Genomic DNA, 23104 nt, shown 5'->3' with positions numbered 1-23104 from the left:
GCGCGAAATTCGCGGGCGTAGGTTTGCCGCATTGTGCGCCCGGACTGACGGACTTGGACACCCTTTCCCTCAGCGGACCTGTCGCCGCTTCGGCATCCAATGCATATCCAGGCAGGACGCGCGCCCGCTGCTCTCCTGCAACGCTCAGGAGCCCGAAAATGAAAACCCAGACAAAGGTGTGCCTTCCGCTTCTCACCACGCTCTGCCTCCTCGCCGGATCGGCGTCGGCCGCCGCTCAGGAAGAAGAACCCGCCCCCTGGCCGCCTGCAGACACCGACGGTGAATATCTCCCCGTTCCCAAGGACTACTACGAGCCTTTCAGCGTCAAGGCGTGCGGCAGCACCGTCACCGTGGCATCCGGCGACGTCCGGGAGGTCCACTACAAGTCCCGGGTGAAGGATGACGGAAGAATCAAGCTGAAATACCGCGGAGATGCCACAGTGGACCTGACCCGGGCCTCGGACGGTGCGTTCATTGACGAATTGGACATCTCCGGACCGGTCACCCAGCGCGTTTCTGCCGATGGGTTGTCCATTGAGGACTCACTGAAGGGCGCCTCGCTCATCTTCCCCTTGGGTGACCGGGACGCCAAGGCGCTGGCAGCGGCAGGCTTTCCCGAATTCTTCTTCTACGAGCGCGGGACGCTGACCATCGAAGCCCAGTTGTCCGAGGACCCGGCCGCCGTCGAACCCCTCTCGGTGAGGGTTACGACGAACACCACCACGCTCGTGCGCGATGTGTGCGAGATGCTCGACGAGGCAGGACGGAGCTAGCTGGCACCACCGGGCGCCGGAGTGGAATTTGCCAGAAGAAAGCGCAGGTTTTACGCAGGATTTGCCCCAAGGCCGGTATCGGCAACCGGTATGGTGGAGCGTCCCCCTAGAGTGATGCCGGTCTGATGAGCCGACCACTTTTACCCTGGGGGAGGAGACGTCTTTGTCTCTGCAGAAAAACGTCCGGAATCGGACATCATCCGACCGTGTGCTGAGGGGTACCACCCTGGCCGGAGTAGCGGTCCTGCTCGCGGGCCTTATCACCGGTCCCGCCGCCTACGGCACCTCTCCGGTGCCACCGGAACCGATTTCGACGGAGGCGGCCGAGACGCCCCTCCCACCGGTCGATGAGGCCCCGCCCGCGGAGGTGCCCAGCGAACCGGGTCCAACCGAAACCGTCGATCCCATCGAGGAAACCGACGGCCCCGTGAACGTCATGCTTCCCACGGTCGAAGGTCCGGCCGTCGTGCGCCTGCCGGTCACCGTGTTCACCGGCGAGTGGGCAGGCCTGGAATCGGGCACCCTGGTTCTGCAGTGGCTGGCCGATGGTGAAGTGATCGACGAATCCACCGCGCTGCCCGGCGAGACCTTCCCGTTCTCGATACCGGGAAGCGCCGGCGGAAAGAGCCTCGTTCTTTCGGTACGCCCCGGGTCGGGCGGTGAAGCTGTCACGACGGAGCCGCTGACCGTGGGCGTCGGCACCATCGACGGGGTTGTGTGGAACCCCTCCATCAACGGCAAGCCGGTCGTGGGACAGGAGTTGAGCCTCAACGCACCCACGTGGACGGACGACTCTTCGGTCCAGCCCGCCACGAGCTACCAGTGGTACCGCGGCACCTCCCCGATCCCGGGCGCGGTCTCCCGCAGCTACACGCCCGTCGCTGCCGACCTCGGACAGAAGCTTAGGGCGGAAGCCACCCTCAGCGCGGCGGGATATGCACCGTATGTCGCGCCGTCGAACGAGGTGACCGTCGGACCCGGCGTGCTCACGGCGCCACTGCCGAGCATCACTGGTACCGCCCGCGTAGGCCAGGCCCAGACCGCCAATCCCGGAATCTGGCCGGCAGGCACCGCCCTGTCCTACCAGTGGTACCGGGGCACAACCCCCGTCACCGGGGCGGTCGGGCGCACCTACACGACTGTGCCGGCCGACAACGGGCAGCAAATCAAGGTCCGCGTCCGCGGCACTAGGGCCGGCTATACCAGCATCTCCAGGGATTCCGCTGCGCGCACGATTGCAGCAGGAATCATCACCGCCACCCGGCCGGTCACCGTCCCTGGCACGCACCGCTACGGCCAGACGCTGACCGTCTCGCAGGGCTGGTCCCCCGCACCGGCGACGATTCGGTACCAGTGGTACCGGGACGGTGTTGCCGTGTCCGGAGGAACGAAATCAACACTGTGGCTCAATTCCTCCTACATAGGCCACGTGGTGTCCGTCAAGGTCACCGTTTCCAAACCGGGCTACACCACCGTCTCAACCACCACGGCGCGCAAGACCGTCGGGAAGGCCGTCTTCACCACGACGTCGGCCCCGCGGATCACCGGGACAGCGAAGGTGGGCTACACCCTCACCACCAGCCTGGGCACCTACAGCCCGGCACCGGCCACCTACGGGTTCCAGTGGTACCGCAACGGCACCGCGATTTCCGGGGCTACGGGCCGCTCCTACAAGCTGACCACCACCGACGGCGGCAAGCAGATCACCGCCAAGGTCCATGCCAAGTCCAGCTACTACGAGACCCGCTCAACCCTGAGCGCCGCAGTGGCCATTCCCGCCGTGCCGGTCGTGGTGCTCGGCGGCGACGGAATCTACAAGGTCGGAACCACGTTGAAGCCCGGGCTCTACAAGGCCACCGGAACCGGGGACGACTGCTACTGGGAGCGCCTCAACGGCTTCACCGGAAGCCTCGACGACATCAACGCGAACTACTGGGGGCCAGCGAAGACCTACGTTCAGATCCTTCCAAACGACGTCGGCTTCCTGACGGACGGCTGTGGAAAGTGGACCACCGTCACCACTGCGGGAGCGCGGGCCACGAGCATCACCGCCGACGGCACCTACCGGGTGGGCATCGACATCCTGCCGGGCACGTACTACGGCTACGGCGCGGGTGACGACTGCTACTGGGAGACGCTGTCTGGGTTCAGCTACGACCTGGATGAGTTGATCACCAACTACCTCGGACCGCAGAGGACAATCGTGACCATCCCGGCCGATGTGAAGGGGTTCTCGGTCTACGGTTGCGGAACCCTCACCCGGAAGTAAGGCACTGCCCATCGAGGCCGGGCCTCCCTTATGCAAGGGGGCCCGGCCAACGCGTCAGGGGCAGCACTCGGGGGCCGCCGGCCGCATTTGCGCGGTCAACAGTGCAGCACTTCTCCTGGCTTCCCGCACCGGTGGCCGGAGGAACCCCAGGCGCTGGAGAAGGTCCAACCCCCAGGACTGCGGGCGGAGGGAATGCGCCGGGCGCGGGCGCAGCGGGTCGGCGGTGCCGGCCCTCCTGCGTTCGGCGTTCCGTCGGTGTTCGGCCTGGGCGAGGAACCGGAACTGTTCCGCGGCATGGAGATGGAGGAAGTATTCGGCGGGTTGATTCAGCATCGGAGTTCCTTCGACATTGAGCTTCTCGGATGGGGTCAGACGCCGGCGTCGGGGAAGGCGCCGGCATAGGGAGCGCTGGGCAGCGTGCCGGCCCGCCACGCAGCGTGGCCGGGAGGCGGCGGAACCGAGCGGAAACCGTCGGAATGGATCAGCCGCAGCAGGCCGAGCCCGGAAAGGCCGACGACGACGGCGGCAATGGTTGGGAAAGTGAGAAGAAAGTCCATGCCTTGAGTCTGCGATTCGGGGACCGCCAAAAATAGTGGCAGGAACGCCACTTTTCGTCGAATTTCTGCCATACTGTGACCATGCTCACTTCAGTGGCACTGATCGTCCTTCCCGGCGTCACGCCCTTCGAGTTCGGCGTAATCTGCGAGGTCTTCGGCGTCGACCGTTCGAAGCTCGACGTGGGCCTTCCGGCCTTCGATTTCCGCATCTGCACCCCGGTGCCGGGAACCGTGGAGACCGAGACCGGCTTCTCCATCGTCGTCGAGCGCGACCTGTCGGCCACCATGGACGCGGACCTCGTCGTCATGATTCCTTCCCACTCCGGGGATCCCCTCCCCGACGCCGTCGCTGACGCCCTCCGGGCCGCCGACCGCCGCGGCGCGCGCCTCTTCTCGGTGTGCTCCGGGGCCTTCGCCCTGGCGGAGGCCGGGCTGCTCGACGGCAGGCGGGCGACGACCCACTGGTCGCATTCCCGGCAGCTCGCGGAGCAGTACCCGGCGGTGACGGTCGACGAGAACGTGCTGTACGTCCAGGACGGCAACATCCTGACCAGCGCCGGCACCGCCTCCGGGATCGATGCGAGCCTTCACCTCATCCGCCAGGAGTTTGGGGCTCGGGCCGCGGCCGCCGTCGCCCGGGGCATGGTGGTGCCCCCGCACCGGGACGGCGGGCAGGCCCAGTACATCGAGCGGCCCGTCCCCGCCTCGGGCGGGGATCCGATCGAGGAGCTCCTGGTGTGGCTCAGCGCCAACCTCGAGGAGGAGCTCTCCGTGCCGGTCCTCGCGCGGCGGGTACACATGTCGGAGCGGACGTTCGCACGGCGGTTCCGGGCGGTCACCGGGGCCACCCCGGCGGCGTGGATCACCGCCCAGCGCGTCCAGCGGGCGCAGCTGCTGCTCGAGGAAACCCACCTGGGGATCGACTCCATCGCCCGCAGGAGCGGCTTCGGCCAGGCCGTGCTGCTGCGCCAGCACTTCCACCGGGTGCTGGGCGTCAGCCCCGCCGCCTACCGACGCACCTTCCACGGACCGCCCGAAACCTGCTGCACCCTCGTGGCCCCCGACGCGGCCGAGCAGCCGGCATGAACACCGACGGGGAGGGTACCTCCCTGCTGGCCCGCGCCTGGTTGGCGCTCGCGGAGGATCCCGCGGCTCTGCAGCGCGTGCCCCCCGGCGGCGAGCCGGCCCTCACCTCGGCCCTGAACGTGCCGCGGCTGGCCCGGGACGCCGTCGCCGCTGCCTCGCTCGCCGCCGCCCTCTGGACCGACTCCCTCCTCCCCCGCGGCGGCCCCCGTACCGTCCACCTCGACGCCGGCCGGATCGCCACGGCGTTCACCAGCGAGCGCCACCTGCGGATCCGGGGTGAAAGCCCCGACCTTTGGGCGCCGCTGTCAGGGTTCTGGGAGGCCGCCGACGGGTGGGTGCGGACCCACGCGAACTACCCGCACCACCGCGGCCGCCTCCTCGCCGCACTGGATCTGGCAGCCGGCTCCGGGCCGGACGACCTCGCGGCCCGCATCCGCTCCGGTGCGGCCCGGGACATCGAGGACCGGGTCTACGCGGCGGGCGGGATCGCCGCCGCCGTCCGGCCCGCCGGGCGGGGACTGGCCGACTGGGGCGGCCCGTCCGACGCGCCGCCGCTGTCGTTGACCCGGCTTGGTCCGGCGCCCGCCCGCTTCCGGGGCTCCCCAGACGCCACCGCAGCGGCCCCGTTGAGGGGACTGCGGATCCTGGACCTCACCCGGGTGATCGCCGGCCCCGTCGCCACCCGCACCCTGGCCCTGCTGGGGGCCGACGTCCTGCGGCTTGACAGCCCGGCGCTTCCCGAGATGGCCGTCCAGCACCTCGACACCGGTGCGGGGAAGCACACCGCCCTGCTCGATCTCTCCCTGCCGGCAGACGGCCGCACCTTCCGGCGCCTGCTCGACGGCGCGCACGTCGTCGTCACCGGTTACCGGCCCGGTGCCCTCGACCGGTTCGGGCTCGAGCCTGCGGCCCTGGCCGGGGAGCGCCCCGGGATTCTCCTGGCGCAGCTCAGCGCCTGGGGCGGCACCGGCCCATGGGCGCAGCGGCGCGGTTTCGACAGCATTGTGCAGGCGGTCAGCGGCATCGCGATGCGCGAGTCCCCCGACGGCGTCCGCCCCGGCGTGCTGCCCGCGCAGGCACTTGACCACACAGCCGGCTACCTCCTGGCCGCCGGTGTGCTCTCCGCCCTGCGCCGTCAGCAGGATGACGGCGGCACCTGGCTCTTGGAGTCCTCCCTGGCCGGGATCGCGGCCGGGCTGCTGCAGGACTCCCGGCCGCTGCTGCCCCGTGCGGAAGCCGGGCCGCCGACGGTTGCGGTCAGCGCTGAGGGCATCACCACCGCCCTGCCGGCGGTGGCCTTCGAGGACGGACCAGTGGACTGGCCGTTTCCGGCACGGCCGTGGGGCGCCGACCCGCCCGAGTGGCAGCGGTAGGACCCGCCGCTCAGCCGGAGCCGACCGCGTCCCGGGTGGTGCCGGACGTGCGCAGGCAGGAAAGCAGGACGCCCACCAGAGCCAGCAGCGCGATGATCGACGAACCGCCGTAGGAGATGAAGGGAAGGGGAATCCCCACCACCGGAATCAGACCCGTGACCACGGCGATGTTCACCACCGCCTGGCCCAGCACCCAGACCAGCGCCGAGCCGCAGAGGCAGATGGCGTACGGGTTGCCGGCGAGGCGTGCGATCCGGACGATCGCGACGGCCAGCGTGGCGAACAGGATCAGGACCAGCGTGGCGCCGGCCAGGCCGAGTTCCTCCCCAAGAACGGCGAAGATGAAGTCATTGTGGGCCTCGGGAATCCAGTGGACCTTCTGGCGGCTCTGCCCGAGACCCACCCCGAAGACTCCGCCGCCGGCGAGCGCGTAAACGGCGTGGGTACCCTGGTAGCCCAGCCCCTCGGCGGCCCCGGCGCCGGAGGGGTCAAGCCAGACGAGAATCCGCTTCAGGCGGTTCGGGCTTGAGAGGACCGCGATGATGACGGCGATCACGACCACGCCCGCACCGAGCATCAGGGAGCGGAGCCGGGCGCCGGTGAAGAAGAAGAGGCCGCCGACCACGGGCGCGAGGATCAGCGCCGTTCCGAGGTCCCGGCCCGCCAGCACCAGGCAGAGTGCAATTCCTGACGCCAGGAGGACCGGCACCACTCCGTGCCGTGGGTTGCGCTCGAGGTTCACGCGGTCGGTGAGGACTCCGGCGCCCCAGAGGATCAGGCTGAACTTGAGGAACTCCGAGGGCTGGATGGTCATCGACCCGATGGCGATCCAGTTCCGGTTGCCGTTCACCTCCACGCCGAGCGGCGTGAAGACGAGCACCGCCAGCGCGAAGGATCCCAGCAGCGCCACCCGGGAGAGCCTGCGGTAGAGGCGCAGCGGGATCCGCGCGAACACCAGGAGGGCGATGAGCCCGAGGGCGCACCACAGACCCTGCCGCAGGAACGTTCCGTAGGGCGACTGCCCCTGTGCGGCAAGGGCGAAGGAGGAGGCGGACAGGACCATGATGAGCCCGATGCCCACCAGCGAGAAGGTGGTCGCCAGCAGCAGGGTTGAAGCGCTTCTGGCGGAGCCGGGCCCCCGCGGGCTGAAAAGCCGGACCAGGCGGGAGAAGACCGGGGCCAGGCGGCTGCGGCGCGGTGCATCGATGGACGGGGAGGTCGTGGGTCGTGGTAGTGGTCGAACTGCTGTCATAGCGTCCTGCCATTTCGGTCGACTGATCCGGCGGTGGCGGCGCTTTTTCTTTTCCGATAACCCCCACTAAACCGCGCCGTTCCGGCGACGGTACTTCACGCCATTTGCCGGGCCCGGTTCAAATTCGGTGTCGTCCCTACTCGAATCCCCCGTGCCACTACTTGGTTTTTGGGAGTACGTCCCAGTAGTTTCCCACCTCGCTGAGTTATCGATATTCATTTTGTGAACGGCGAATTCCAGTTCGAGCAGCGGAGTTTCGATTGCGTGTAGCGGTGGCCGGCCGGGAAAGTGCGGCGGCGCGGAACACTTTCCCGGCATTGCGCGGGCCGGGCGAGATGCCGGCGGGTCATGTAGGCGGCGGGACGGCGCATGCCCTTGTAGGGCGGATACAACGCGCCTACCGTTGAGGGACAGTCCACGTCGTCAGGGGCACAGTCATGGCAGAGCTACGCATCGAACAGTGGTGGGTCCTTCTGGACGTCATGCCGAAGGAATGGTTCCGCGAGAACCTCCGGGCGTCGGCGATCGATCCCGACGCCGCCCGTGCCGTGAGTGAGGTCGGCGGACCCGACCTCAGCGGGACGACTCTCTCCCCCGGCGACTGGGACTTCATCGAGACCCAGTCGGAATTCGTGGACTGAGGCGCGCGCACGAGCTTTCCTTGTACCCCTCGGCGCTGTCGGGTTGCGCTGTGAGGGCCGTCAACGCGCCCTGCCCCTCCCGGGCCCAAAAATGGCCGTTACAAAAACCGACTAGTCAGTATAGTGAGGGGCGTCACATCGTTTGCGGCCGACAATGACGTCGGCCAGCCGGACAGCGGAGGCGCACGATGAGTTCCACAGCGACTGGAAGAGATGCTCAGGGCACGCCGTCGGGTGAGGGGAAGGGACTCGCGGCCGGGACCCTGGGCGTGTGGGGGTCGGTGGTCATTGGGCTGGCATCGACCGCGCCCGCGTACTCGCTGGCGGCATCGCTCGGCTTCGTGGTCCTCGCGGTCGGCGCACAGGCTCCGATCGCCTTCATCCTGGCGTTCATCCCGATGCTGTTCATCGCCTTCGCCTACCGGGAGCTCAACCGGGACGTCCCCGACTGCGGCACCTCCTTCACCTGGGCCACCAAGGCGTTCGGCCCGTGGGTGGGCTGGATGGCGGGCTGGGGGGTGGCGGTAGCCGGCATCATCGTGCTGGCCAATCTTGCCCAGATCGCCGGGCTCTACCTGTGGCTGCTGGTGGGCGACGGCTCACTCGCCGAAAATTCCTTCCTGGTCACCGCCACCGGCGTCTTCTTCATCGCGCTGATGACCCTGGTCAGCTACCGCGGCGTCGAAATCGGCGCGAAGCTGCAGAACGTCCTCCTGGCGGTCCAGTACCTGGCGCTGGCGCTGTTCGTCGTGTTCGCCCTCATCGGGGTGGCCAACGGCACCGCCGAAAACGCCACGGCGCCGTCGCTCGACTGGTTCAACCCCTTCGCGTTCGACAGCGTCGCAGGGTTCACCGAGGCCGTCCTGCTGGCCCTGTTCATCTACTGGGGCTGGGACACCTGCCTGGCGCTGAACGAGGAGACCCGTGATGCCCGCCGCATCCCGGGCCTGGCCGCGCTGGTCACCACGGTGCTGCTGCTCATCACCTACGTCGGGGTCACCGTGGCGGCAATGATGTACGCCGGGGTGGGCGAGGAAGGTACCGGGCTGGGGAACGAAGTCAATGCCGAGGACGTGTTCTTCGCACTCAAGGACGCCGTGCTGGGCCCGGCCGCCTGGCTGCTGGTGGTGGCGGTGCTCGTCTCGGCGGTCTCCTCCACCCAGACCACCATCCTGCCGACCGCGCGCGGCACCCTCTCGATGGCGGTCTACCAGGCGCTCCCCCGCCGGTTCAGCACGGTGCACGACCGTTTCCGGACGCCGTCCTTCTCCACCCTGGTGATGGGGATCGCCGCCGTCGCCTTCTACGTGGTGATGACCATCGTCAGTGAGAACATCCTCGCCGACTCGATCCTGTCCCTCGGCCTGGCCATCGCCTTCTACTACGCCATCACCGGGTACGCGTGCGTCTGGTACTTCCGCCGGGACCTCTTCACCTCCCGGCGCAACTTCGTCTTCCGGTTCCTGCTCCCCCTCCTGGGCGCATTGATGCTGACGGCAGCGTTCATCCGGTCGGCGATCGACATGCTCGACGTCGACTACGGGTACAGCGTGCTCCTCGGCGTCGGAGGCACCTTCGTCGTCGGCATCGGCGCCCTCGCCCTCGGTCTGGTGTTGATGCTGGCCTGGCGGACCCGGAAGGGATCCCAGCCGTTCTTCCGCGGCGAGAGCCTCAACGCCGATACGCCCGTCCTGGTGCCGGACTCCCCCGACACCTATAGGCGCTCGGTCGACGGGGGCCTGGCCTGATGCGCATCCTCATCGTCGGTGCCGGCGGCGTCGGGTCCGCCGCGGTGCGGATCGCCGTCCGGCGCCCATTCTTCGAGCTGCTGGTGGTGGCCGACTACGACCCCGCGCGGCCGCAGGCCCTGGTGGATTCGCTCGACGACGGCCGCCTGATGGCCGCGCAGGTGGACGCGTCGTCGGCGGAGGCGGTCGCCGCGCTGGTGCGTGAGCATGGCATCACCCACGTGCTCAACGCCGTTGATCCCCGGTTCGTCATCCCCATCTTTCACGGCTGCTTCGCGGCGGGAGCCACCTATCTGGACATGGCGATGAGCCTGTCGGTCCGGCACCCGGAGGAGCCGTACGCGAAGACCGGGGTGATGCTCGGCGACGAGCAGTTCGCGTTCGCGCAGCAGTGGGAGGACGCCGGCCGGCTGGCCCTGGTCGGGATGGGGGTGGAGCCGGGGCTGTCGGATGTCTTCGCGCGCTACGCGGAGGACGAGCTGTTCTCCTCGATCGACGAGCTGGCGGTGCGCGACGGCGCCAACCTCGTGGTTGCTGGGGCAGACGGCGAGCCGGCGTTCGCTCCGTCCTTCTCCATCTGGACCACCATCGAGGAGTGCCTGAACCCGCCGGTGGTCTTCGAGCGCGGGGCCGGCTGGTACACCACCGAGCCGTTCAGCGAACCGGAGGTGTTCCGGTTTCCCGAGGGGATCGGGGACGTGGAGTGCGTCAACGTTGAACACGAGGAGGTCATCCTCATGCCGCGCTGGACCAAGGCCCGCAGGGTGACGTTCAAGTACGGACTGGGTGATGAGTTCATCGGCGTGCTGAAGACCCTGCACAAGCTGGGCCTTGATTCCACCGAGCCGCTGATGGTCAAGGGCGTCGCCGTGGCGCCGCGCGACGTCGTCGCCGCGGCGCTCCCCGATCCCGCGACCCTCGGCGACCGGATGACGGGCAAGACCTGCGCCGGCGTGTACGTGACGGGAATCGGCCGGAACGGCGAGCCCCGGGCGGTGTACCTCTACCACGTCGTGGACAACGAGTGGTCGATGGCCGAGTACGGATCGCAGGCGGTGGTGTGGCAGACCGCAGTGAATCCGGTGATCGCACTGGAGCTGCTCGCGAACGGCACCTGGCAGGGCGCGGGCGTGCTCGGGCCCGAGGCCTTCGACGCGCGGCCGTTCCTCGAGCTGCTGGCTGCCGATGAGCCGGCCGGCTACGGGTCGCCGTGGGGGCTCGAGGAGCGCTGAAACCCAAAGGACTTGGTGTGCCAGGACCTTCCGGGCAGCGTGATGTCGAGTTCGCGTATGCGCGGGCGGCCCGGGGAAAACAATTCGTTGACGCAACTGTCCGCGGCCCTTAGGCTTCGGTCACTGGTGCTGGGGGCAGTCCGACAGAGAAGCGGAAGGACCCCCAACCATGAAACATCTGACCCGATTGGTCGTCGCCTCAGGCGCCGGCCTCGTTCTCGCCGTCACTGCCTCGCCGGCCCTGGCCGCGCCGTCCGACCCGGGCAGCAACCGCGCCCAGGTGGAGCACGTCGAATTCAGCAGCCCCGATGGCTCATTCACCTACGAGCGCCGCGGCGTGACCCGAAATGCCGACGGCCACTACACGACCAACACCCGCGAGAAGACGACCATCGGTCAGTCATCGTTCGACTATAAGACCCACTACACCGTGACCGACAAGGTAACGAAGCTCAGCAGCCAGAACACTGTCGCCGAGAATGGCGAGACCTGCCGCACCAACTCTCAGGTTGTCGTCGTGAACGGTGAGACCCGCAGGGAGAACAGCGGTTCGGGCTGCTAGCACGCACGAAGGCAAACCCGCCGTGACCATACCTTCCGGGTCCGGTCTCCCTCGGCCTTCATGCAACCACCATCTCGACGTCGCAGTGCCCATGGAGCCACGCGCATCCGGCCACCAGGTGGACCACATCGACCGACATCGCGATTTAGCAAATATTCGAAACCGCTCCGCAGGTGAAACAGGTCGCACTTGAATCTGGCCTTCATTCCATCCCAGAAATCACCGGTCCATGGAAAGATCGAGCGTGAAGGGACGTTACTCTCCATCTCAGTACCGCAGTGTCTCTCCATGAACCGATTTGAAATGTGCGCCTGATAAACCGCCATGGACATGAAATACTATGCTTTGCCGCTTAGCATCGGAATCTGTATACGTGGCGCGGACGTTTCCTGCATCGGCTGAAAGATTCCAACTGCTGTGATTCCATCCCGTGTGGTCCCATCCCATAGATGCGTGGTCAGATAACGCCTTCACAAAGGGGTGTTTATATCTATTGTTGGGGCCGAACGAGTACACAAGTCGTGACGACAAGCGGGAGGCCGGTCGAGGGAGTTTTGAGGTTCCTTTGGGATCAGCGCCATGGTGGGAAGCAACCAGAAATGCTACCTCGGGGGGAGGTGCATCACACATCTCGTATCTTGCGTCCCCCGGGAAAAACAGCGTGTGAGGAGGGCATGAAAAGTTGCAAGTGAGCGTGAGACTCAATCCTCCATTGTTACGGTCCGCCCCCTTCCCGTATTTCAGGTCGATGCGCTGTCCAGAGGGCAAATTTCTTCCTGGTTTAGAACTTCGTTTCACGACAAATATCGACCCTCCTTGTTGCAGGATCAGTGCTGCAAACTTCGCATGAGTTCCAGCAATTCGCTGGCTCGGAACCACCCAGCGACTCTTTAGCAGGCCCTGCTTGCCGTCTTTAGCGGCAGCCCAGTGGTCTCGGTCCCAGTGGGAAAGAAGCACCAGCGGAGAGTTGCAATCACATAGATCTAAGCCGGCGCGTGCAGACGTCCCCTTCCCGCCTCGGCCGACGTCAAAATAGATGACCGCCTTGCCGGAGGTGTCAAAAAGTGCATTAGCGGAACCCTGGCCAACGTCGTGCACGACTACTCCCTCGACTGAGGGGGTTTCGTCGAGCACTGCACGGAGTTCCGGCGCAGGAACCCGAGGCCAGTTCACCATGTCCAGGACTGCAGACAATTTCCTCGCTATTGTTGCAGGAACGATCTCAAAATCGACCACTTGATAGGCCACTGGTTCCTCTGCGTCGAATGCATTCGCTGGAACTTTCAGCTGCAGCCAGGTATCCTTTGCCATAAGTTCCTGCCAGTGCGCCGCGTTCTCAACCTGCGCAACGACCATAGCCGTAGGAACTTCGCTCAGAATATCCATGGATAGATTCGTTGACCCTTCGGCGAGACGGAAGGAACGCCTCCACCGCTTTCTCAGCTGCTGGTGAGACTCATTCATGAGTTGCAGGAGCGTGGGCGAGCTGGCCGCTGTACAGTCAAGGAGGACTTGATTTGTTCCCGCCTCTACTTCTTCAATTCGGGCGTAAACTTGCTTTGGCTCCATCTTCGCCTCAGATGTCAAGAACTATTCCTCGTTGATTGGGCCCTGTGATTTGTTCCGGACTTAGGGCATTTTCTATTGCGGCCTCATCTTATGAGGAAGCGTCTAAAGCAGCATAGTATGTTCCTTCAGTGTTGATGCAGAAACGATTCCGAAAGTATCCAGTGTGTGGCCGGACCCTCGCTCCTGTAAGTCGAACTAATTCATGCAAGCGCTGCGGCATCTCGCCCGTAAGAAAGGCGTCACCGCGACCAAGTGTCGACCGCGGTATGCCCGATGTGGCCTCCGTTATGTTGCCAACTCAAGCGCGAGCGCCACTACGCGGCGACCCGCAGAGCGAGGAAACTGTTTGATGTAAGTTACGTAAATTTGGAGACGAGGATGTTCAGGCCGGCCCCGACTGCGGCGCCAAGGAACCGGGCCGCTTGAGGGGTCAGCGTCCCCAGCCCGATGAGGTGCTCCAGCCGGGTAGCGCGGGCGATGAACCGGCGGATATTGACCGCCCAGTGCCGACGGGTGACATCCGGGATCACCACATGCAGCCTCGAGCCGTCAGGCAGGGAGGCATCGACAAAGGGCGAGGAGAGATCAAGGCGCCGCCCCGAAGACTTCAGCATCCGCTCCACGAGGTCCCGGACCTGCTGGGCGGTCAGAGTCAGCTACGTCAGCTCGGACTCCCCTCCCCGGGCGACATAGATCTCCGAGGGAGCGTTGATCCACAGCTCCTCGACCGTCGGATCATCAAGGAACGGCTGCAGCACCCCGAACCCGGCGACGGCGTCATACACCTGCCTGCGCGCATTCTCAAGGTGCCCAGCCGGGGCTTGGGCAGTGGCGGTGATGGCGTCCCCGCCGACTTTACCGACTTGGGCTAGGCGGCTGCGCCCTCAGTCGCCTGCTGCCCGATGTTGCGCTGCTTGCGGATCGTGGCGCTGATGACTGCTGCGATGGTGCACATGGCTGCCGCCCCGAACCAGGCGTAGGTGTACTGGCCCGTGGCGTCCCTGATGGCCCCAGCGCCCAGTGCTGCCGCGGCCGCTCCGAGCTGATGGGCCGCGAACACCCAGCCGAAGACAACGCTGCCGTCCGCGCCGAAGGTTTCCCGGCAGATAGCCGCCGTGGGGGGCACCGTGGCCACCCAGTCGAGACCGTAGATGACGACAAAGACGATCATGCTGGGCTGGACTTCGGCGCCCAGGAGCAGCGGGAGCGCCAACAGGCCGAACCCGCGGAACTGGTAGTAGACGGCGAGCAGGATCCTCGGGTTGAACCGGTCCGTCAGCCAGCCGGAGGCGATGGTGCCCACGATGTCGAAGATGCCGACGACGGCGAGCAGGCCGGCGGCGGTGGTTTCGGGCATGCCATGGTCGTGCGCCGAGGGAATGAAGTGGGTGCCGATCAGGCCGTTGGTGGTGGCGCCGCAGATCGCGAACCCGGCCACCAAAGCCCAGAACGTCCGGACGCGGCTGGCCCTCCTGAGGACCTGCAGAGCGCGGACCGCGGCGTTCCTCCGGGGACCGGTCTCGGGCGCCGGGGTATCCATCAGTGTTCCGGCGGCGGGTGCGGTTTCGCCGTATGGCAGCACGCCGGCATCGGCGGGGGAGTTCTTGAGAAACTTCAGCACCAGCGGAACCACAGCCAAGGCGCCGGCGGCGATCAGCAGGGACGCCTGCCGCCAGCCCGGATCCTGGGCGAGCAAAGCGATGAACGGCAGGAAGACCAGTTGGCCGGCCGCGCTGCCCGCCGTGAGGATGCCGATCACCAGCCCCCGGCTCTTGACGAACCAGGTGTTGGCGATGGTGGCGGCGAAGACCAGCGCCATGGACCCGGTGCCCAGCCCGATCAGCAGGCCCCAGGTAAGGAGGATCTGCCATGCCTGGTTCACCAGCACGGTGAGGGCGCTTCCCGCACCGATCAGCACCAGCGCCGTCGCCGTCACCGCCCGAATACCGAACCGCTCCATCAGGGCAGCTGCGAACGGTGCCGTGAGCCCAAAGAGGACGAGGTTGATGCTGACGGCTGCTGACAATACGGTGGTGGACCAGCCGAACTCCTCCTGCAGCGGCACCATCAGGACCCCCGGCGCCGCTCGGAAGCCGGCGGCACCCACCAACGCGAGGAAGGCCACGGCGCCAACAGTCCAGGCGGGGTGGAAGCGGCGGGGACGGGACGGTGCGGGGGCGCCGCCGGCGGCGGGGCTGCGGGTTCCGACCGCCGCGCCCCGGCCGGCTTCCGCGGCCGTTGCGTCGACGTCGACGGAACGGTCCGCACTCATACCGCCGCCGCCTTCGTCGCTTCAGCGGACGGCGCCGTGGCGGTGGCCAGTCCCACCGGCGCATCGGTCCTTGTCTGGCTGTGCCAACTCGTGGTGGCGGCAGTCAGCCGTTCGCCGCACCCGGTGCAGGTGTCGGCGGAGCTGGTGCGCTGGCCGCAGACCGAGTGGATGACGTACATATGCGCCTGCTCCGAAGGCGCAGGGAGGTGTTTCTCGGACCAGATCGTGACCGCATTCAGGACCGGAAGGGCATCCTCGCCCTTGGGGGTGAGGACATATTCGCTTCTGGTGCGGCCGCCGTCGTTGTACGCCCTCTTGGTGAGCAGCCCGGACTCCACGAGATCCGCAAGACGCCTGGTGAGGACGGAATCGGACACTTCCAGCCGGAGCTTCATGGCATCGAAGCGCCCGTTCCCGAAGAACACCTCCCGGAGCACCAGGAGGATCCAGGGATCACCAAGGACGTCAACGCCGCGGGCCATGCTGCAGTCGCGTTCGGACCAGTCTGATCGGAGTGCCATACCGGCACTCTAGCTGACTTTCTTCAAGATAGGCAGGTCATGGCCGAACAGTAGGCAAAACACCCGGCCAGCGACGGGGCCTCCCCGGACCCGGCTGATCCGGGGACCATGTGCCCTAGGCAGCAAGGGGCGACCGGGTCTATACCTTTTGGCATCAGCCCAGTGCATGGGCGGCCCTTCCGCAGCGGGCACCATCAGCTGCATTCCATTCCCATCCGAGGAGGTGAAAATCACCAGAGAGCAGTCACCGCAACCTAAACAACGAGCAGGATCATCCACAGGAGGTCAAGATGCCAGGGCTAGTTCGAAAAAGCCTCGATTCGCCCGAGGAGACGCGCCCCTTCGAGGGCGGTACGGGCCAGCTTCAACTCGTCAACCTGGAGCAGGGCGCCGTGGGCCGCGCCACGTTCCATCCGGGATGGCGCTGGTCCGAACACGTCAAGCCGATCGCCAAAACCGACAGCTGTCAGGCCGCCCACATGGGCTATTTCGTTTCCGGCCGGATGAAGGTCGTAATGAACGACGGCGAAGAAATGGAGTATGGGCCGGGCGACTTCGCCACCATGGCGCCCGGGCACGACGCCTGGGTACTGGGAGACGAACCCTGCGTGATCATTGACTGGCAGGGTTTCGCGGACTACGCCAAACCCTAAAGTCACGTGCGCAGCCCGCCGGAGATGAGAAGTCCGCGTCGGCTCAGGCTCGGACTTCTCACCGGCGGCAGCAACCGCGGCGGTGAAAAGATCCGGAACGCAGGCAAGGCTGCCGGCGTGGCCACCGGTTGGTGCGTTGGGACTCTCTTTGCGTTGGAGCTGCGATGAAGTTCAGAAGATCGAGTTGAGTCCGTTCCACCCGCTGCCGATCTGCACCCGGGGCAGCCACCCGCCTGACCCATTGCCCCGGTAGAGCCACAGATTGCCCTGACGGTCCCGTCCCACCACGTCGGCGGTACGGTCGCCATCAAGATCCCCTGGACTCATCACCGCGGTCAGTGAATTCCAGCCTGTTCCCACCCGGACCCGCGGCAACCATCCACCGGTACCGTTTCCCGGATACAGCCACAGGTATCCCGTCGAAGTTTCGCGTGCCAAGAGGTCCACACGTCCGTCAGCGTTGAAGTCCCCCGGTCCGACAATCGAGTTGAAAGAGTTCCAGCCAGTTCCCGCCCGGACCCGCGGCAACCATCCACCGGTACCGTTACCCCGGTACAGCCACAGGTACCCGGTCGACCGCTCCCTCGCCAGAACATCGACAAACTGGTCTCCGTTGAAATCGCCCGGGCCCACGATGGAATTGAACCCGTTCCAGCCGGTTCCCACCCGGACCCGCGGCAACCATCCGCCGGTACCGTTTCCCCGGTAGAGCCATAAGTACCCAGTGGCGGCTTCACGAGCCAGCACGTCGGCTTTTCCGTCACCGTTGAAATCTCCTGGTGTCTCGAGCGCGTTCAGCGGACCCCAGCCCACTCCGATGCGTGTACCAGCCCATACCGCCCCGTTCCCCTTCCCCCGATACAGCCGGAGATCTCCGGTCGCAGTCACCCGGGCCAGCAGGTCGTTGTTCCAGTCACCGTCGAAGTCGGCGGTGGACCGCGAGAGGGTCGATGCCGGGACGGCCAGGGGCGTGAAGGCGTACGGTTCGCAGGTTAGATCGTAGTCCCGTGTGTCGTCGTACCACTGGGAGAGGTACACCCGGCCGCCGGAGAAGCTGGGCTGCCGGCACCGATCCAGCGCCTCGCCCGGATAATCGAGCCTGCCGGCGGTGGCCCACACCGGCACCCCGGGCAACCGCCACGACCCCGTGATGTCAGCCCACCCCGCCGCATAGGAGTACAGCCCATAGGAGAATCCCGAGTCACGGAGGCCGCGCATCAACCCCTCGATAATGAGCCGATTATCCCGCTGCTGAGCGGCGGTGCTCGTCGGCCAGGGTTGAGCCGGACGCGGCTCGACGTCGATCCATACGACCGCCGGACGGAACCCGACTCGGCTCACGCTGGCGACGGCGAACTTCGCCTCGGCGTAGCCCACGTTGGACAATCGTCCGGCCCGGGTGGTGGCAGACCACGGTCCCCGGGCACCGTGCGTACTCAACTGCGCTGCGGTGGGAAACGCAGCCATTGCGTAACCATGGGCCTTCTTGTTGTTGGTTCTGGCCCAGTTGACCTGGCTCGCCAGACAAGGATTCTCAGTGAAGGGCAGACCCTTCGTCAGCCCAATGATGACGAATTGGGTGGAGACCGGAGGCAGAGGCAAACCAAACCCGCCGACTGAGGACGGACACTGAGGCCAGGACACATCGTGGCCATAGAGGGGCGCGGCGTGAACCGGCGGTGCGACGGTCACGAACCCAGACAAGAGGGCAAGCGATGTTCCAAGTGCTAGAACCATCCGGCGGAGCGAGCCAACCACCATGCCAACCACCTCATCCAAGGTGAATATTTTATCGCCGGCCGCGGGTCTTGGTCGGTTGAAGGCTCATCACAATTGAGGGTGCAATTGGCCCCGAAGACTTCAGCATCCGCTCCACGAACGTGGACCTCACCGTGCCGGGGTCAACCACCGACCGTCGGCTGGCCTCCTCTGCGGAGTCGATGGTGATCCTTGACAGTGGTGGTAGTTCTCATTTGCACCACGACGGACTGAAATTCTCAGGCGCTCGCAGGACGCGCCTGCGCTAGGACCCCGCGCGCCGCCCGCGACCCCATCGCCGTCGACGCCGCATGCGAAGCACCTCGATCCCACTGCGGCGAGCGAACCCGCCGGGACACGCACCCTTCAGGCGGTCTGGCCCGTCCGGGCCACCAAGCGCCCCACTGAGGAGCTGTACTGGACGCCGCTTACATCGCGGTCCGTCGCCGCCAGGCACCGCTCCGCCCGGATGCGGCTGCGGGAGATCAGTACTTGATGATCGTGAGTGAGGCGGCGGGGCACTGGTCGGCCTTCTGGACCAGGAATGCCTTCTCTCGTGAGTCGACGGTCATGCCCCACCGTGTCTTCACCATGACCCACTGGGCGATGTAGGAGCACTGGTTGGCCGGCGGCATCCAGTCCTCGGGGCCCTTGGCCTGCTTCTGCTGGTTGAGCAGGTTCGTCTGCGCGCTCAAGGAGTGAGGGTAGAGGTCGTTGTAGAACGTGACCCTGCGGGCCTGCGTCCAGTTCCGGGCACCGGAGCCCCAGGTCTCGGCCACCGGGACCAGGTGGTCGATCTGCACCGTGGTGGGCGAGGTGTGGACCTTGTTGTCCCAGCTCGTGACCCACCGGCCGGCAGTGACAGTGCACCCGCCGGAACTGTAGGTCGGCGCCACCCTGGTTTCGGAGATGAGGACCTCGGCGCGGGTGTACTGGCAGTCCCTGTTCGTGTCGATCCAGCCGCTGCCAAAGTACCGGGCCCGGTCATAGCCAAGATTGTTCTCTGCGGCGAGGGGCAGGGCGCGGGCCGCAGCCCGCAGATTTGTGGTGTAGGTGGTCCCTGCGTCTGCAGGAACGGTAATTCCAGTGAAGAGGAGCCCCGCGGTGAACGCGGCGATGAGACCAGCTTTAATTTTCATGATTTCCCAGCCTTCGGGCGCCTCCAGCAAGCGCCATATCCAAAATCCTGCGGGCAACCCCGCCTAAGAGGTCCTCCAATGACAGAAATACAGAGGTCAGGCCCGCGCAATACGGTGTCACCACGAGGTCCAGCTGTTCCGCTTATTCCGGGCACCGATCCACTGCCACTGCCTCCGGGATGGTGTCTTAAATCCGCACCGTAGTCGGGGAGATGCGCGCCCTATTGTCCAGGTGATCATCTTCGGGTTCGGCTTCAGCACATGAACATCCGCCACACCGCGCATTCACCGATCCCACATTCCCTCCGGAAACACGATATCCCGTAGCCCGCCACCCGAAACCAAGGAATTACAGAGGTTTTATGCAGTTTTAGCGCACCAACCGATCTGTCACAACCCGCGCGGGAAAGTGAAGCAGCGTTTAGGAGAACGCTGAAAATTTTCGTGCGAATGGGGAAATATGAATAGTCAAGTCTCGCCCCGGTGCATGCTAACACTCGCTTCAAAGGCCGAGACGCCACTGGCGGAATACGGCTTCACGGAGAGCTTCCTACCCAGCGTGGAGAAGCTCCAGGGCGTTGACCGGTCCAAGATCGCCGCCGTCGCCGTGGAGGTCTTCACCAGCATCGCCGAGACCAGTCAAATCGAAAGGCAGAGGCAACCTGTCGTGGACGGGCCTCTACTGAATCCTCGGGACAGAGGCTCGCTCTCGGGCTCCGTCACCTGGGAGCTTCACCGTCCATCTCCAGCGGGCGGGCAAGACCGAACCGCTCAATGAGCACCGGCAGGGAATCGAAGTCCATCTGCAGCCCGTACTTGGCACTCACCTGCGCCATGGCCTTAAGGTCAGGCGGAGCGTTCTCGGGAAAGAGCGGTTCGATCTCCTGGAAGTAGCGTTCAAATCCAGCCGGCGAGATGATCTCCAGGACGCGCGCCGGCTCATTTCCGTCGTTCCAGAATGTGTGCCACTGGTTCCTTGGCTTGCGGACCAGCTCACCGGGACCGGCGGAGAAGACTTCCTCACCCAGCAGGAAGCCGATCCTCCCATGGGTGACAATGGTGAATTCGTCTTCGCGGCTGTGCCTGTGGAGCGGTGCAGCAAGCTCCTTCGGCCCCAGCAGGTGCTCGACGACTGAGAATCCGCCTGCTGAGGACTGGGCGTCGAGCATCATGCGGGCGGTCATTGCTTCACCGAAGCGCACGACGTCGCCGACATCAGAACCGACGGGTCCAAAGCTGGCTTGGCTCATTCCCGAATTGTCCGCCCGCCGGAGTGGCGAGGCAATGTATTGCCACCCATTCGAGCACTGGATCACGCGGCAGGTCGCCGCTCAGCCGTACAGGGAACGCATTACCCCGTCGAGGACCAGCCGGAGCTCGAGCGGGCGGACGGCTTCCGGTGCCGCCTCTTGGACGCCGCGGTTGATGGCGGACCAGAACGCATCGTCGCTGCTGATTCCTGCCGGGCGCCGGATGTACCAGCCGTAGCCGCGCGGCAGCGGCGGGACGTCGGCGTCCGCCAGGTAGGAGTCGATGTCGTCGTCGATCGAGGCCAGGTCAGCATCGCTGAGGACGCTGGGCTGGTGTACTTCCACACCGCCGGTCAGGATGTGCACCTCGATGTGGCGGTCACGGGCAGGCGCCGACCAGCGGCACACGTTCGATGGACCGGCGACCCAGGCCACGAGGGCACCCCAGCCGTTGGCGGTCGCTTCGACCCACCCCTCCGGCTTTTCGCTGTCCCGCACCTGGTTCCACGACCGATCGCTCACCAGTCCAGTCTGGAGCAGGCGGGACCGATCAGTCTCCATCGCCACGCTGGCCCCGGCGGCCGGCGATTCTCCTCCCTGGCACGGTCTCCTGATCGGCTCGAACCTCCGGCGTTTTGGTGCGGTAGGTCAGGGCCAGGGACTGGTCGGAGGTGGAGCGTCCACTGTTGAAGTCCGCCTTGAACTCAAGGCTGTCCGCCGTCGCAATGTTCGTGATGCGGACCAGCTCGCCCAGTTCATCGCCGGCCTCGGTGAAGAAGGTCCGGCCGAAATGGTGGTGCTTGAGGCTCCTGGCCGGCAGCGTAGTCCAGCCCTTCCTGCCGGGGCGCTTGACGATGTGGTCCAGAGTGGGAGCGCAGGTAGGACACGACTGATACCTGCTGAGCGCCTCGACCTGGTGCCGCTTGAGCAGGTGCGGGAATTCAGGTGCGTTGTCGCCGCCGTGCCAGTCGCGGACCCGTTCGAGGTCCTGAAGGTAGGGAGCCCAGGCAGCGTCCCGGTCGACCCTTTGGCGCATGCTTGGGCAGGCCGGGAGATGGATCTTCCCAGACTGGGCCCGGATGAAGAACTCGCCCTCGGCGTGCCAGCGGTCCAGGGTCTGCTTCTCGCTGCGGACCGTCTTGGCCAGCAGGGCCAGCAGATCCGCATCGGACAGGTACTCCTGGCGCCGAAGGTAGTCCTCCTCTTCGTTGAGCCGCTTCACTGAGTCCTGCGCCTTCGCGCGGGCCTCTTCCTCGGTGGTGGTCATGGCCGCCTTTCTGTCGCAGATAATTTATCCCACGCCACCAAGCCCGGTGAGCAGGACCGGCCCCGCCCTACACATGATCGGCCATGACTTCGAACCCACGAGTAGACGCCGTCATCGCCTCCACCGGAGTTACCCGCGAGCACCTCGACAGCGAGGGGAATCAGTGGACTGCGATAGGAGGCCGCATGGGGGCCGCCCTCGCGGATCGCCTCAATGTCGCCGAGCTGGCCGCCGCCGTTCAGAACCTCGCATTCCGGCTCTCTCAGATCCAAACATCGCCGGTCGATACACCTGGGCAGAGGGCGCTCTTGGAAGGGTCGGCCGCCGCATCCTCGCCATCGCATCCAAGGAGGCGCTGGATGTCAGGAATATGGTCCCGCCCAGCGACCACCCTATGGGCCAGTTCACAATCTACGCCCAGCGAGAACGCCTCCTGGTGCGGGAGAGTTACATGGACATGAATGCCCACCGGATGGCTGCGCCGACCACATCGTCCACCCCGCCTCATAGAGGCATCGACAAAGGGCGAGGAAAGATCAAGGCGCCGCCGCGGACTTCAGCATCCGCTCTCCGAGGTCCCGGACCTGCTGGGCGGTCAGGGTCAGCGAGGTCAAGGTGGGTCTGCCGCCGCGGGCGACATAGATCGCCGGGGAAGCGTTGATCCACTGCTCCTCGACCGTTGTTCTACGCGTCTTCGCGGTGCCATCAGCGGGTGAGTTCGGAGCGGGCGTCTGCGGTGGCCGAGATGGGAATCCCGTCGGGCACCAGGACGGTGACCAAAGGCGGATGGACCACGGCGGTGAGCACCACCTGCGCCGTCCTGCCATCAGGTGTGCCGGTCCCCGGATCCACGGCCAGGGACGGAAACCGCTGCCCGGCGGCGGTGCGCTGCAGATACCCCTCGGCCGTGGACCGCACGGTGCCGGGGTCGAGCACCGGCTGCGGGCCGGCCTCCACTGAGGAGTCGATGGTGAAGGTGTCCGCGGCGGCCAGGGCGGCGCCGTCGGCCGCCGACAACAGGCGGGAGTGGCCGAGGTAGACCGCCGAGGCCGCAAGCACCACCGCCAGGACCAGCAAGAGCAGCAGGAGGTAGCCGATGATCAGCACCCCCACCTGACCGTCCTCGCCCGCCCAGTCGATCCCGCGTCCGGGTCCGGCCTTTCCTCCTGCCTTCATGCCGGG

Annotated in this window: 21 protein-coding genes and 2 pseudogenes; 9 read left to right on the top strand and 14 right to left on the bottom strand. The window is 66.0% G+C overall.

Annotated elements, in window-relative coordinates; all coding sequences use genetic code 11:
• Nucleotides 1–158: 158 nt before the first annotated feature.
• Nucleotides 159–773 carry a hypothetical protein gene (locus tag GVV77_RS10615; RefSeq protein WP_159618128.1) on the top strand — a complete coding sequence of 205 codons (615 nt, stop codon included), beginning with the start codon at nt 159–161 and terminating at the stop codon, nt 771–773.
• A gap of 208 nt (nt 774–981) precedes the next feature.
• Complete coding sequence (locus tag GVV77_RS10610; protein WP_246199758.1) at nt 982–3042, top strand: Rv1352/Rv1906c domain-containing protein; 2061 nt, start codon at nt 982–984, stop codon at nt 3040–3042.
• Between the two features lie 54 nt (nt 3043–3096).
• Here the strand turns inward: GVV77_RS10610 and GVV77_RS10605 are convergent, their stop codons facing one another.
• Nucleotides 3097–3375 (bottom strand): hypothetical protein, encoded by a 279-nt coding sequence (locus GVV77_RS10605; protein WP_159618127.1) that lies wholly within the window; start codon nt 3373–3375, stop codon nt 3097–3099.
• Between the two features lie 35 nt (nt 3376–3410).
• A complete protein-coding gene (locus GVV77_RS10600) occupies nt 3411–3599 on the bottom strand; it encodes a hypothetical protein (protein WP_159618125.1) in 189 nt (62 codons plus the stop codon).
• An 81-nt stretch (nt 3600–3680) separates the two neighbouring features.
• Here GVV77_RS10600 and GVV77_RS10595 point away from each other — a divergent pair, with 81 nt between their 5' ends.
• Both GVV77_RS10595 and GVV77_RS10590 read left to right on the top strand, forming a co-directional pair.
• Entirely contained in the window at nt 3681–4685 is a 1005-nt protein-coding gene (locus GVV77_RS10595; RefSeq protein WP_159618123.1) for a GlxA family transcriptional regulator, read from the top strand.
• Nucleotides 4682–6058 carry a CoA transferase gene (locus GVV77_RS10590; protein WP_159618121.1) on the top strand — a complete coding sequence of 459 codons (1377 nt, stop codon included), beginning with the start codon at nt 4682–4684 and terminating at the stop codon, nt 6056–6058. Before GVV77_RS10595 ends, GVV77_RS10590 begins: the two co-directional genes overlap by 4 nt.
• A gap of 10 nt (nt 6059–6068) precedes the next feature.
• On the opposite strand, the gene ftsW is transcribed toward GVV77_RS10590, so the two are convergent.
• Entirely contained in the window at nt 6069–7310 is a 1242-nt protein-coding gene (gene ftsW / locus GVV77_RS10585; RefSeq protein WP_159618119.1) for a putative lipid II flippase FtsW, read from the bottom strand.
• A 437-nt stretch (nt 7311–7747) separates the two neighbouring features.
• Between ftsW and GVV77_RS10580 the strand changes: the two genes are divergently transcribed.
• From GVV77_RS10580 to GVV77_RS10565, 4 genes are all read left to right on the top strand, one after another.
• Nucleotides 7748–7951 carry a hypothetical protein gene (locus GVV77_RS10580; RefSeq protein ID WP_159618117.1) on the top strand — a complete coding sequence of 68 codons (204 nt, stop codon included), beginning with the start codon at nt 7748–7750 and terminating at the stop codon, nt 7949–7951.
• A 188-nt stretch (nt 7952–8139) separates the two neighbouring features.
• Nucleotides 8140–9699, top strand: a complete 1560-nt coding sequence (locus tag GVV77_RS10575; RefSeq protein WP_159618116.1) for an APC family permease — start codon at nt 8140–8142, stop codon at nt 9697–9699.
• Nucleotides 9699–10931, top strand: a complete 1233-nt coding sequence (locus tag GVV77_RS10570) for a saccharopine dehydrogenase family protein (RefSeq protein WP_159618115.1) — start codon at nt 9699–9701, stop codon at nt 10929–10931. The genes GVV77_RS10575 and GVV77_RS10570 overlap by 1 nt, the downstream gene beginning before the upstream one ends.
• A 169-nt stretch (nt 10932–11100) precedes the next feature.
• The gene (locus GVV77_RS10565) at nt 11101–11493 is read left to right on the top strand and encodes a hypothetical protein (protein WP_159618114.1); all 393 of its coding nucleotides are present in this window, start codon (nt 11101–11103) and stop codon (nt 11491–11493) included.
• Between the two features lie 267 nt (nt 11494–11760).
• Here GVV77_RS10565 and GVV77_RS10560 read toward each other — a convergent pair whose 3' ends face one another.
• From GVV77_RS10560 to GVV77_RS10545, 4 genes and pseudogenes are all read right to left on the bottom strand, one after another.
• Nucleotides 11761–12879, bottom strand: coding sequence for a ComEC/Rec2 family competence protein (locus tag GVV77_RS10560; protein ID WP_159618113.1), 1119 nt, complete (start codon nt 12877–12879; stop codon nt 11761–11763).
• A 542-nt stretch (nt 12880–13421) separates the two neighbouring features.
• A pseudogene (locus tag GVV77_RS10555) lies at nt 13422–13880 on the bottom strand (ATPase, T2SS/T4P/T4SS family); the annotation flags it as partial.
• Nucleotides 13881–13930: 50 nt separating this feature from the next.
• Nucleotides 13931–15334, bottom strand: coding sequence for an MFS transporter (locus tag GVV77_RS10550; protein WP_246199757.1), 1404 nt, complete (start codon nt 15332–15334; stop codon nt 13931–13933).
• Nucleotides 15331–15855 carry a winged helix-turn-helix transcriptional regulator gene (locus GVV77_RS10545; RefSeq protein WP_159618112.1) on the bottom strand — a complete coding sequence of 175 codons (525 nt, stop codon included), beginning with the start codon at nt 15853–15855 and terminating at the stop codon, nt 15331–15333. The genes GVV77_RS10550 and GVV77_RS10545 overlap by 4 nt, the downstream gene beginning before the upstream one ends.
• A gap of 290 nt (nt 15856–16145) precedes the next feature.
• Here GVV77_RS10545 and GVV77_RS10540 point away from each other — a divergent pair, with 290 nt between their 5' ends.
• Nucleotides 16146–16508, top strand: a complete 363-nt coding sequence (locus GVV77_RS10540; RefSeq protein WP_159618111.1) for a cupin domain-containing protein — start codon at nt 16146–16148, stop codon at nt 16506–16508.
• Between the two features lie 171 nt (nt 16509–16679).
• Here the strand turns inward: GVV77_RS10540 and GVV77_RS10535 are convergent, their stop codons facing one another.
• The 7 genes and pseudogenes from GVV77_RS10535 to GVV77_RS10510 all read right to left on the bottom strand — a co-directional run bounded on the left by GVV77_RS10535 (nt 16680) and on the right by GVV77_RS10510 (nt 23098).
• Entirely contained in the window at nt 16680–17975 is a 1296-nt protein-coding gene (locus tag GVV77_RS10535) for an FG-GAP-like repeat-containing protein (RefSeq protein WP_246199756.1), read from the bottom strand.
• 776 nt (nt 17976–18751) lie between these two features.
• Nucleotides 18752–19405 carry an HNH endonuclease family protein gene (locus GVV77_RS10530; RefSeq protein WP_159618110.1) on the bottom strand — a complete coding sequence of 218 codons (654 nt, stop codon included), beginning with the start codon at nt 19403–19405 and terminating at the stop codon, nt 18752–18754.
• Nucleotides 19406–20124: 719 nt separating this feature from the next.
• Entirely contained in the window at nt 20125–20655 is a 531-nt protein-coding gene (locus GVV77_RS10525; protein WP_201293212.1) for a cupin domain-containing protein, read from the bottom strand.
• A gap of 81 nt (nt 20656–20736) precedes the next feature.
• Nucleotides 20737–21177, bottom strand: a complete 441-nt coding sequence (locus tag GVV77_RS10520) for a DUF5956 family protein (RefSeq protein WP_159618109.1) — start codon at nt 21175–21177, stop codon at nt 20737–20739.
• A gap of 28 nt (nt 21178–21205) precedes the next feature.
• Nucleotides 21206–21922, bottom strand: coding sequence for a hypothetical protein (locus tag GVV77_RS10515; protein ID WP_159618108.1), 717 nt, complete (start codon nt 21920–21922; stop codon nt 21206–21208).
• A gap of 439 nt (nt 21923–22361) precedes the next feature.
• Nucleotides 22362–22602 (bottom strand): annotated as a pseudogene (locus tag GVV77_RS18325) (CpaF family protein); the annotation flags it as partial.
• A 25-nt stretch (nt 22603–22627) separates the two neighbouring features.
• On the bottom strand, nt 22628–23098 hold the full coding sequence (locus GVV77_RS10510) for a pilus assembly protein TadG-related protein (protein ID WP_159618107.1): 471 nt from the start codon (nt 23096–23098) through the stop codon (nt 22628–22630).
• Nucleotides 23099–23104 lie beyond the last annotated feature (6 nt).

It is taken from the genome of Arthrobacter zhaoguopingii, from assembly GCF_009828605.1.
Lineage (GTDB): Bacteria > Actinomycetota > Actinomycetes > Actinomycetales > Micrococcaceae > Arthrobacter_D > Arthrobacter_D zhaoguopingii.
Note: the sequence above shows the minus strand (reverse complement) of the source record. Positions and strands in the feature narration are given on the sequence as shown.

Excerpts from the sequence above, each read along its gene's own strand:
- GVV77_RS10550 (WP_246199757.1), bottom strand. The coding sequence starts at position 15,334 with ATGAGTGCGGACCGTTCCGTCGACGTCGACGCAACGGCCGCGGAAGCC.
- GVV77_RS10515 (WP_159618108.1), bottom strand. The coding sequence starts at position 21,922 with ATGACCACCACCGAGGAAGAGGCCCGCGCGAAGGCGCAGGACTCAGTG.
- GVV77_RS10575 (WP_159618116.1), top strand. The coding sequence starts at position 8,140 with ATGAGTTCCACAGCGACTGGAAGAGATGCTCAGGGCACGCCGTCGGGT.
- GVV77_RS10605 (WP_159618127.1), bottom strand. The coding sequence starts at position 3,375 with ATGCTGAATCAACCCGCCGAATACTTCCTCCATCTCCATGCCGCGGAA.
- GVV77_RS10530 (WP_159618110.1), bottom strand. The coding sequence starts at position 19,405 with ATGAAAATTAAAGCTGGTCTCATCGCCGCGTTCACCGCGGGGCTCCTC.
- GVV77_RS10540 (WP_159618111.1), top strand. The coding sequence starts at position 16,146 with ATGCCAGGGCTAGTTCGAAAAAGCCTCGATTCGCCCGAGGAGACGCGC.
- GVV77_RS10565 (WP_159618114.1), top strand. The coding sequence starts at position 11,101 with ATGAAACATCTGACCCGATTGGTCGTCGCCTCAGGCGCCGGCCTCGTT.
- GVV77_RS10535 (WP_246199756.1), bottom strand. The coding sequence starts at position 17,975 with ATGGCTGCGTTTCCCACCGCAGCGCAGTTGAGTACGCACGGTGCCCGG.
- GVV77_RS10600 (WP_159618125.1), bottom strand. The coding sequence starts at position 3,599 with ATGGACTTTCTTCTCACTTTCCCAACCATTGCCGCCGTCGTCGTCGGC.
- GVV77_RS10580 (WP_159618117.1), top strand. The coding sequence starts at position 7,748 with ATGGCAGAGCTACGCATCGAACAGTGGTGGGTCCTTCTGGACGTCATG.
- GVV77_RS10560 (WP_159618113.1), bottom strand. The coding sequence starts at position 12,879 with ATGGATATTCTGAGCGAAGTTCCTACGGCTATGGTCGTTGCGCAGGTT.
- ftsW (WP_159618119.1), bottom strand. The coding sequence starts at position 7,310 with ATGACAGCAGTTCGACCACTACCACGACCCACGACCTCCCCGTCCATC.
- GVV77_RS10545 (WP_159618112.1), bottom strand. The coding sequence starts at position 15,855 with ATGGCACTCCGATCAGACTGGTCCGAACGCGACTGCAGCATGGCCCGC.
- GVV77_RS10570 (WP_159618115.1), top strand. The coding sequence starts at position 9,699 with ATGCGCATCCTCATCGTCGGTGCCGGCGGCGTCGGGTCCGCCGCGGTG.
- GVV77_RS10525 (WP_201293212.1), bottom strand. The coding sequence starts at position 20,655 with ATGAGCCAAGCCAGCTTTGGACCCGTCGGTTCTGATGTCGGCGACGTC.
- GVV77_RS10510 (WP_159618107.1), bottom strand. The coding sequence starts at position 23,098 with ATGAAGGCAGGAGGAAAGGCCGGACCCGGACGCGGGATCGACTGGGCG.
- GVV77_RS10595 (WP_159618123.1), top strand. The coding sequence starts at position 3,681 with ATGCTCACTTCAGTGGCACTGATCGTCCTTCCCGGCGTCACGCCCTTC.
- GVV77_RS10615 (WP_159618128.1), top strand. The coding sequence starts at position 159 with ATGAAAACCCAGACAAAGGTGTGCCTTCCGCTTCTCACCACGCTCTGC.
- GVV77_RS10590 (WP_159618121.1), top strand. The coding sequence starts at position 4,682 with ATGAACACCGACGGGGAGGGTACCTCCCTGCTGGCCCGCGCCTGGTTG.